The 1,346-nt window shown below is 46.7% G+C and carries 1 protein-coding gene and 1 pseudogene; both read right to left on the bottom strand.

All coding sequences use genetic code 11. The features are described 5' to 3' along the window. A partial coding sequence (gene glnL, locus ACWHAR_RS21535) for a glutamine utilization two-component system response regulator GlnL (protein WP_452087775.1) occupies positions 1–928 on the bottom strand: 928 nt, incomplete at its 3' end. A 10-nt stretch (positions 929–938) separates the two neighbouring features. Further along, positions 939–1,346 (bottom strand): annotated as a pseudogene (glnK, locus tag ACWHAR_RS21530) (two-component system sensor histidine kinase GlnK); the annotation flags it as partial.

Raw genomic sequence — 1,346 nt, 5'->3', positions numbered from 1 at the left:
TCATCGTCTCATGCAAAAGCTTTGCTTCCAAAAAAAACACGTGGATGAATTTTTTCATATTTATTCTAGCAGGTGCAAGGGGTTTTGCATCCTTGGATTGGAGTTCTTTCATTTTCTGGCTGACAACCGGAAAATCAAAGAATTTCGATGCATAGGTTTCAAATTTTGGATTCGAAAAATCAGTTGTGCCCAATGAAGCAAAATGGTGCAGCGAATGAATAATCGCTCTGCGGATACGCTGCTCCGAGGCTTTCATTTCGCGATTGACTTCCGTCTGTGAGGCCCCTGTCCCCAGCTTCCGTACCGCTACTTGGGTGAATATTTGTTTTAGCGAAGGGCTTTGTTTTTCGTGCGGCTCGGATTGCTCGTGTTCTGCTAAATACTGCAGGACCGCCATTAGATCATGTGCGCCGCCTTCTCCCATCATGCCCAGCTCGGACAACAGGAATGTTCCTGCCTCTTTTAAACCGCTGTCACTCTTCTGCTGGGGACGCGCTTTCCATTCAGTCCGATTGACAAGCCGGCTTAGAGAATGCTGAATGGCTCCAATCGAGTGTTCAAGCTCGATCCGCTCCTTCACCTTTTGGAGAACCGTGACAATTTCAATGCGGTTAATCGGCTTATGGATAAAATATTCGATGCCGAGCGAGTACGCTTCCCCGACCATTTCCTTCGCCTCCACTTGAGAGATCATTACGATTTTGCCGGAGTACGTATTCTGGATCTGACGAATCGTCTCAATGCCGTCTCTTCCGGGCATTAACAGATCGATTAATAAAATATCAATCTGCTTAAATTGCAGCATATGCCCTTCCACTTGGCTTCCGTCGTCAGCTTCACCAACAGCTTCCCCGAGATCTTCGTCCTCAATGATCTGCCTTAAGATTGACCGCACCGCACGGTCATCATCTGCAATAAAAAAACGCATAGCTTTTGGTTCACCCTTTCTGAATCAAATGCCGGACAGGCAGCCTGATGGCAAACACCACTCCCCGCTGCTGATTATCAAACGTGATATCCCCTTCTAGCTCTGTCACGATTTCCTTTACGTAGGAAAGTCCGATACCCGTAGAAGGCGTGCCAAATTCGTCATATTTTGAAGTAAAGCCCGGGTCAAACACAATGTCTCCGATTTTCTCGGAAATCCCGGGGCCATTGTCTTCCACCTGGAATTCTACCATACTCTCATTTGGCTTACGGAGCCTCAGGCTGATCATTCCCTCTTCATCCATAGCCTCTACCGCATTTGCTGTTAGATTATTAATGATCGAAAGCACGATAAATACGTGATATTCGTCATGCTCTCCCTCGATCGAGCAGTAAAAATCAATCTGTTTCCCTAATGC

This window comes from Bacillus sp. LR--39 (assembly GCF_053613335.1).
Note: the sequence above shows the minus strand (reverse complement) of the source record. Positions and strands in the feature narration are given on the sequence as shown.